The sequence below is a fragment of the Microcystis sp. M113S1 genome, from assembly GCF_020246945.1.
Taxonomy (GTDB): domain Bacteria; phylum Cyanobacteriota; class Cyanobacteriia; order Cyanobacteriales; family Microcystaceae; genus Microcystis.
On the sequence record NZ_JADBSA010000357.1, the window covers coordinates 20,307 to 28,312 of the forward strand.

The window sequence follows — 8,006 nt, forward strand, 5'->3', positions numbered from 1 at the left end:
TCAGTTATCAGTTATCAGTTATCAGATTACAGTTTTAAGTGGACAGTGTTAATAGTAATACAATTAAACTAAAAATAAAATTGGCGTAGAATAATGAGCGAAACTAAAGTAATTGATCGAGAAAGTTTACTGGTCAATCTCCGGCAACAACTGCGAGCCGGACAACAGGAATTAGCCGATTGGCAAGGGGGAAAAATGGCCATTTCTGCGGTGCCGGGGGCAGGAAAATCCCACAGTTTGGCCGTAGCTGCCGCTATGGTTATTGCTCGTGAGCAACTTCATGCTAAAAAACAGTTAATTATTGTCACCTACACGCGCTCGGCTGCCGCTAGTATTAAAGCTAAAATTAAACAACGCTTGCAAGATTTACAACTTTCGGCCCAAGGTTTTAGCGTCCAAACTCTGCACGGACTGGCCCTACAATTGGCCCGTCGTTACTCGGAATTATCGGGATTAGACCTCGAATCTTCTACCTTAGTTATTCCGACTCCTAGCCACAGAATTATTAGAAACTCGGTGGAAAAATGGCTAATTACTGACCCAATCCGTTATCAAAAGTTATTAGAAGGAGTGGAATTTGATGGGGAAGAAACAGAAAGATTACGCCGTCAATCGGTGTTGAGAACCGAAATTTTACCTAGTCTTGCCTATACGGCCATTCATGAGCTAAAAAGTTCGGGATTATCACCGCAGCAAGTCTGGGAATTAAGCCACTACACCGACGATAATTATCAAATTCTCGCTATTGCTAGTGGTTTGTACCAACAGTATGAAATCCTGATGCGTCAGAAAAACTATATAGATTATGATGACATGATTTTAGGAGCATTGCGAGTATTAGAGGAAGAAAAAATTCGCCGACAATGGCAAAAATCTGTCTTTGGAGTCTTTGAAGATGAGGCACAGGATTCTAGTCCTCTCCAAGAAAAACTAATTACTATTTTAGCAAAAAATAATGACGGTGAAATACCTAATTTAATTCGCGTGGGCGATCCCAATCAAGCGATTAATTCTACCTTTACCCCCGCCGATCCTGTTTACTTTAATTGGTTTTGTGAAAGTTGTCAAAACGAAGGCAATTTATCGACTATGAACCAAGCAGGTCGCAGCAATACTAAAATTATTGAAGCTGCTAATTTAGTTTTACAATGGGTCGATCGAGATTGGAAACAGGGAAAAGATAATCATAAAGTTACCGAGGCTCCTTTTCGAGTTCAAGCGATTCTTCCCGTCAGTGCCGAAGATCCCCAGCCTAATCCAGTTAAGGAGGGAAAAGGATTAGAAATTTATCAACCCGATGACATTTATCAAACAGTGGAATTCATTGAAAAACGTCTAGTTAAATTACTCCAAGAAAATCCTCAACATAATGCGGCTATCCTCGTTAGAGAAAATCGACAGGGACACTTTTTTGCTCAAAAATTTGCCCATTTTTATAAAAGTTATCAAATCAGACTTTTTGAAGCTAACGAGATTGATCGCTTTTCCCAAATTCCCGCCGAAATGCTGAAACTATTAGCTTTTGTCGAACGTCCCCACTCTCCCGATTATCTCAAGGGGGCTTTAGAAGTGCTACAATTTAGGGGTTTAATTACTGCCCAAGACTTAAATCCTTTAGTTACCTATCCCGAACAATTTCTTTATCCCACTCCCCTCGATCCTGAACTCAAATCTAACGAAAAAATCGCCCGTCGTTATTGCTGCAGTTTACTAAAAGCTAGATTAGAATTACCCCATTATCAACTCTTATCTTTTTTCGCTATGACTCTCCAATATTCGGGGTCAGAATTAGCCACTTTGCAAAAATTAAACGCCCGTATTTATCAGGAAACTGCTGGTAATAGTTCTCTAAAAAATACAATTAATACTCTCAATGAAATTATCGCCTCCGAGCGCTTTGAAGGAGTGGAAGAAGATAACGACGATTGTTATACTCGTCCCGGACAACTGACGATTATTACTATGCACAAAGCCAAGGGTTTAGACTGGGATTATGTTTTTATCCCCTTTCTTCACGAAGATATTATCCCGGGCAAACCTTGGGTTCCCAATGGGGCAAAATTTTTGGGAGATTTTACCCTCGCAGAAGTGTCCCGGGCGCAAATTCGAGCAGCAGTTCATCAACGCTATTTAAACCCCGACAGCATACCAATTATTCCCCCACCTTTAAGCGCTTGGTTAGAAGCTGGACAACTTAAAAAAGCTGAAGAATACCGACTTTTGTATGTAGCGATGACGCGAGCAAAAAGACTTTTATGGATGTCGAGTGAAAAAAAAGCTCCTTTTCGTTGGAACACTTTTCGCGGGGATGAAAGTAGTCAATTACAGGATAAAAATCCCTGTCCTGTCTTTCCTGTTTTAATCAATGCTTTCCCCGATTCTTTCTGTGTTTAACTGTTGCTGCAGCGTCCGCGGATAAAGAATTAGGAAGACAAACCACCAAAGGAGTATGGGAATAGATAGGAGTAGAGTTAACCAGAGACGCTGGGTTAAAAACCAACACCCAGCAATCAGGGTAATTCCTGTCAACAGAATCGACCAAGGTTGACACCAACGGGGTTTGTGGTCCCAAACGTTATCGGATTTCGAGTTAGACATTGGTTACGGATCAGTAATTTAAGTAGTAGGACAAAATTAACTTCTTGGTTAGGATAGGCAAAAGGCAAGAGGTGGTTAGATATGTCTAATTAATTCTGTCTGGCTAGTTACTAACTCAATTTTAGAGCGATCGAGCTTAAAAAACACCTAGGAAGACCGAAAGAGTAAAAAATTACTCGATTTACTTATTTAAAAATAACTCCCTGCAATCATACCCGCTAATAAAATAAAACCGACCCAAACATTTTGACCGAACATTTGACCATAAACTGGTTTGGGTAAATCCGATTGACGTAACAGCCGGTATTGACGCAACCAAGCGATCGCAGCTAGACCCAACCCTAGCCAAAAAGAGGCTGATAATTGCAGTTTTTGCCCCTCCCAAGCCAATAGACCCACTGTCAGGGCAAAAAAGACCCCCACAGCTTCCGGGGCGTATTTGCCGAAAAATATGGCACTAGAGTTAATACCAACCTTGAGATCATCCTCTCGATCGGACAGAGCATAAATTGTATCAAATGCCAATGTCCAAAAAATCACCGCTCCCCATAATATAAATGTATTACTATTTAACGACCCGGTGACGGCACTCCAACAGATTAAAACCGCAAAACCCCAAGCGAGAGAAAGAACCAATTGGGGTACGGGAAAAAAACGCTTGGCCAGAGGATAGCAGATAATCAAGGGAACGGCGGCTAAACATAGGCAAAAACTCAGTAAATTCAGATATAAAGCTAAAATTGCGGCAGAAAAGAAAGCAATCAGAGCGATAATCAGACCAACCTTGATCGATAAAGCTCTGGCCGCTAAAGGACGGTTACGGGTGCGATCGACTTGTGGATCGATATCCCGATCCCAAAGATCGTTAACTACACAGCCGGCGGCGCTAGTGGCCAAAGTTCCCAAAATGATCACCCCGATCAAGGGTAGCGGTGGCCCCCCGTCTGCCGCCAAAAATACCGCCCATAAAGCGGGAATCATCAAAATTAACCTACCGGCGGGTTTATCCCAGCGCAAGAGGCGAATAATCGTCATCCAAGTGGGTTCTAGATCGGGTTGGGATATAGTCATAATTTCTCGTCAAAAGTAGAAACTAGGAGTTAACGGTGTGTGGGGTGTGGGGTGTAGGGTGTGGGGAGCAGGGAGAACAAAGCTGCCTCTTGCCTTTTGCCTTTCCTAACCAAGAAGTTAATTTTGCACGACTACTTACTTAACCTGATTACCAGCCCCAACTATTGGGAACGCCTTTAAACGGACCAACCACATCGGAGGTTATCCATCCCCCGTAAAAGTTACCCGGTTGCGCTTGTACTAATTCACCGTCGGCATAACAAGCGGTCATTTTGGCGGGATAAAAAGCCAGATAATCCTTAATTGCCTGAAACTCTGGTGTTGGCTCCGGATAATACCAAGCGGCGTTAATTACCTGTTGGTCGCCAACGGTGATATTGTAATATCCCGCTAGACCTTTCCACTCACAAAAAGACTTTTCTGCTGTCGCTTGCAGGTATTCCATTTTAATATCTTGGGGTGGTAGATAATAAACTGGGGGATGACTGGTTTCTAGAACTCGATAACTGCTTTTAGTATCGGCAATTATCACACCATTAAAGATAATTTTTAGGTGTTTAGGCGATAATTCTAGGCGCGGGGGACGCGGATAATCCCAGACGGATTCCTGTCCTGCTTTTGCTGGTATCGGTTGGGGACGAAACATAATTTTTCAAGTTTATAGTATTCAATTATCAGTTATCAGTTATCAGTTATCAGTTATCAGTTTTGAGTTTTAAGTGATCATCATCAAATGGCAGTTTACTGCTGTCTTTTCACTGCTTACTGTTTACTGCTCACTGCTCACTGCTCACTGCTCACTTTTTACTGAAAAGAGTTTTCTCAGGGTTTCCACTCGCTCTCGATTGACATTTAAATCCGATTCTCCTAACCGGGAGGCCGAGCGAACATCGATCGCATTTTTGCTAGGATTAAGAGAAAATTCCAGATCATCGACAAATCCCATCCATTGACTGCTAAATTCGGCGTAGAGATAGTTACTATCTTGGTTAATAATTTTAGTTCTCGGTTGGGAAGCGATAATTTTAGCTAATTGCTCGATCGCTTCTTTGCCGCTACCCTGATAACTAAGGGGTTCGATCGAATGAGCCTGATCCTGACTCTGACTACTAACACAATTAGGAGTGACCGGACAAGGGGCCAGTTTACCCTCCCTGACTCCCAAATAATCGGGACGAGTACCAGCGAATAAACTGACGCTATCGGGAGCAATTAACCTAATTCCTAGCCAGATGAGCAGTATTACTAGGAAAATAAACGGGGTTAGCCGGAAAGATTTTTTCACCGTGTCGGAAGTTTCAGTCATGCTAGTCTTACAGAATCACTTCAATTAACTTAACATTGATAGGTGTGACAATATCAGGAGATAGAATAAGATGTTTCTCGATGAATTACAACCCGTTGTTAAAGAACTGATTCAACAACCGATCGCTTTTTTCGGTGGTTTTGCCTCGGGATTACTGCGCTTGAAACTTTCGGACGATCCCCTCAAAAAATGGTTGGAACAGCAGGGATTAGTCAGTTTTAACGACAATAATCAGGATAACGGCAACAGTCCCCAGTCGATCTCGATCGATTAGGGATCAGGGGTTAGCTGTTGGGGATAAGGGTATTCTCCCATCCCCAACACCCCCCGCTTACCACTGCATCAGCTTAACTTTCGGCTGAAAGTAGATAAATTTCCTCGGCTACTCGTTTTAAGCGTCTTAATTGCGCTTCCATATCCTTTTTAGTCCATTTGGCGGCGAATTGCTGGAATCCCCACCCCACAACCGGATTAGGAATGGCAAACTCAAAACGATTGATTAGACAAGTGCCGCGATCATTGGGTTGACATTCCCAGCGATCGCAACCGCAAAAAAAGCCTTCAAATTGCCAGACAATTAACCCCGGTTCTCTCTCAATCACCGTACTTTTTAGCGTTGGCTGAATTAGGGGAATTTGAATCAAAAAACGACTTCTACCACCGATATCGGTCTTCCAATCGCCGATAGGTTCACAAACTAACACCGGATTCAACCAGCGACGCATTAACTCTAAATCCGTGATACAACGCTCCACCGTCGTGGCACTAGCTTTAATCTGAATTGATTGTTCAAATACTTGACAAGATGACATTGATCTGCTTATAAATTGCTGGCTGAGAATTTCAGTAGTCGGACAAAAATAAAGTTAACTGTTTAGACAAGGCAACAGTAAGGGTTTTGTACTTGGTTACATTTCTTAACATTGAAGTATAACCTAATTTGCTACCCAAAACGAAAACTTCGTACCTCACCATTAAGATAACTGCTCTCAAGCTCACTTTTTCACTAGCTTGAGCAACTCTCGAAAACGTTGGCGTAAACCCTCGATATTAACTGATAATAACATTGGTATCGATAACAAAGCGTTTAGTCATCTTCATTTAAGAGAGATTCTAAAATTTCAGGGGTTAATCCTCTCTCTTGTGCTTTTTGTCCAATAGTAGCCATCGTTTTATATAATTTGTCCAGAGATTCTTTTCTAGATAAATTTGAAGATTGAACATAAAAAGCAATTTTTTCTGCTATTTTTTGGCGTTCTTCTTCCGTTGCATTCCAATAATTTTCAGCAACATCTAAAGAAACTTTGATTTTAATTTCTGTTTGATAGTTTGTCATAATTATATTTTCTTAGTTTAGTAGTAAAGAAATTTAGTCGAAATTAATAGCCTCCCTTCAGCCAGCGTTACAGTTTAGAAGTTTCAGTTACTCTAGCGCATTGTTAAACCGATTGTCAAGTTTAGTTACTCTCAATTTAACCCACATTCCGCACCCTAAGTGTCACAACGTCTCAAAAGAGGAAGGGGGGTTACAACATCCTAAGAAAAGCATTCCCAAATGCGTTCACCTATGGGATAGAGAGGTGCGTAGTTCAGCGAAGGAGAATTAATCTCTCGAAGTAAAAGTGAAGGGAATTTCTGAAATCGAATTCAGTCTGTTCAACTAACTAGCGTCATTGGTGATGATAGTGTGACTGTCAATTTTACAGGAACAAAAGCCGATTCTAGTACCGTTAGCCAAGCTTTTACTATCGATGCAATTCTCAGTACCCTAGAAACTTTTACCTTTAATTCTGGCTTCACTAATTTAGTATCTGTTGAATGGATTCAGGCATCCCCGTATCATCAGTTTGATAACATCAATGTCACACCGGTTCCCGAACCTTCAGCAATTTTAGGATTATTAGGTTTAGGACTTTTGGGCATCGGTTCTCAATTCAAACAAAAACGATAAATTGACAAAGTATGGTGATGGGATTTTTTCCATCCCTACTTGCGGAAAAATGCGGTCTAGAAACCTTCCAAGTTTAACTTTTAATTTTAACAAATTTTTTTAAATTCCTCTGCAATTACTCAAAAAATTTTACATCTTATAGCAGACAGGTAAAAATAAAAAACTTTTCTCTGCCAAGGCACCGATCGATAGGATAATTGATCATTGGAACATCTGCTCTGAGAATATGCCCCTCGATCGCCGTCAATTTCTTTATCTTTTAGGTGCTACCCTTGGCACAGCAACTCTAGGAAATTTTAACCGTCCCGCTTTTGCTGCCAATAGCCCCTATACTCTGCTTCCTCTCCCCTATGCTTATGATGCCCTAGAACCTTATATTGATAAGGAAACGATGCAATTTCATCACGATAAACACCATGTTGCCTACGTTAATAATCTCAATCTGGCAGTGGCAAAATATCCAGAATTGCAGCAAAAAACAGTAGTAGAATTAATTAAAAATCTTGACTCCTTACCCGCCGATATTCGCACCACTGTCCGCAATAATGGCGGTGGCGATCTTAATCATACGATGTTTTGGCAGATTATGTCCCCCGATGGCGGTGGCGAAGCAAAAGGAGAAATAGGAGCGGCAATAATCGCTAAATTTGGCAGTTTCGAGGAATTTAAAAACGCTTTCAACCAAGCAGGTACTAAACTTTTTGGTAGTGGTTGGACATGGTTGGTTTTAAATAAGTCAGGACAACTGGAAATTATCAGCACTGCTAACCAAGATAGCCCCCTAATGATGGGATTACAGCCAATTATGGGCAATGATGTCTGGGAACACGCCTATTACTTAAAATATCGTAATCAACGGGCTGAGTATTTAAAACAGTGGTGGAATGTGGTTAACTGGGAGGAGGTAAATCGCCGCTATCTTCAGGCAAAAGCTTAACGTTGACATCCTCACCGCCGTAAAACGGACGGTGATTCCCAAACCTCACGATTTAGGTTTCTGCTTCTTTCCCTTGCGGGGTTCCGCACCTGCCGCCCCAGTTTTACTCTGTTCTGGTCTTATGGTCGCTCTACAGACTGACA

General features: G+C 41.6%; 9 protein-coding genes and 2 pseudogenes. 5 read left to right on the plus strand and 6 right to left on the minus strand.

Annotation, left to right across the window (positions count from 1 at the left end; translation table 11 throughout):
* Positions 1-93 precede the first annotated feature (93 nt).
* A complete protein-coding gene (locus IM319_RS18160) occupies positions 94-2,394 on the plus strand; it encodes an ATP-dependent helicase (RefSeq protein ID WP_287736498.1) in 2,301 nt (766 codons plus the stop codon).
* Here the strand turns inward: IM319_RS18160 and IM319_RS18165 are convergent.
* The 4 genes from IM319_RS18165 to IM319_RS18180 form a co-directional block, all read right to left on the minus strand.
* Positions 2,359-2,598, minus strand: a complete 240-nt coding sequence (locus IM319_RS18165; RefSeq protein ID WP_158200090.1) for a DUF6737 family protein — start codon at positions 2,596-2,598, stop codon at positions 2,359-2,361. The two genes, IM319_RS18160 and IM319_RS18165, sit on opposite strands and share 36 nt — an antisense overlap.
* Positions 2,599-2,787: 189 nt before the next feature.
* The gene (locus tag IM319_RS18170) at positions 2,788-3,669 is read right to left on the minus strand and encodes a 4-hydroxybenzoate solanesyltransferase (protein ID WP_287736499.1); all 882 of its coding nucleotides are present in this window, start codon (positions 3,667-3,669) and stop codon (positions 2,788-2,790) included.
* 148 nt (positions 3,670-3,817) lie between these two features.
* Positions 3,818-4,315: a DUF427 domain-containing protein gene (locus IM319_RS18175; RefSeq protein ID WP_286826655.1), complete on the minus strand. Its 498-nt coding sequence runs from the start codon at positions 4,313-4,315 to the stop codon at positions 3,818-3,820.
* A gap of 144 nt (positions 4,316-4,459) precedes the next feature.
* On the minus strand, positions 4,460-4,975 hold the full coding sequence (locus IM319_RS18180) for a DUF1499 domain-containing protein (RefSeq protein WP_287736500.1): 516 nt from the start codon (positions 4,973-4,975) through the stop codon (positions 4,460-4,462).
* Between the two features lie 70 nt (positions 4,976-5,045).
* On the opposite strand from IM319_RS18180, the gene IM319_RS18185 reads away from it, so the two are divergent.
* On the plus strand, positions 5,046-5,249 hold the full coding sequence (locus tag IM319_RS18185; protein WP_002737727.1) for a hypothetical protein: 204 nt from the start codon (positions 5,046-5,048) through the stop codon (positions 5,247-5,249).
* A gap of 73 nt (positions 5,250-5,322) precedes the next feature.
* Here IM319_RS18185 and IM319_RS18190 read toward each other — a convergent pair whose 3' ends face one another.
* Together IM319_RS18190 and IM319_RS18195 are read right to left on the minus strand one after the other, a co-directional pair.
* Entirely contained in the window at positions 5,323-5,787 is a 465-nt protein-coding gene (locus IM319_RS18190; RefSeq protein WP_158200095.1) for an SRPBCC family protein, read from the minus strand.
* 275 nt (positions 5,788-6,062) lie between these two features.
* Entirely contained in the window at positions 6,063-6,311 is a 249-nt protein-coding gene (locus IM319_RS18195) for a hypothetical protein (RefSeq protein ID WP_287736501.1), read from the minus strand.
* A gap of 185 nt (positions 6,312-6,496) precedes the next feature.
* On the opposite strand from IM319_RS18195, the pseudogene IM319_RS22770 reads away from it, so the two are divergent.
* The 3 genes and pseudogenes from IM319_RS22770 to IM319_RS18205 all read left to right on the plus strand — a co-directional run.
* Positions 6,497-6,595: pseudogene (locus tag IM319_RS22770) on the plus strand (IS200/IS605 family accessory protein TnpB-related protein); the annotation flags it as partial.
* 250 nt (positions 6,596-6,845) lie between these two features.
* Positions 6,846-6,926: pseudogene (locus tag IM319_RS18200) on the plus strand (PEP-CTERM sorting domain-containing protein); the annotation flags it as partial.
* A gap of 226 nt (positions 6,927-7,152) precedes the next feature.
* Entirely contained in the window at positions 7,153-7,863 is a 711-nt protein-coding gene (locus IM319_RS18205; RefSeq protein WP_287685504.1) for a superoxide dismutase, read from the plus strand.
* The last annotated feature ends 143 nt before the right edge of the window (positions 7,864-8,006 follow it).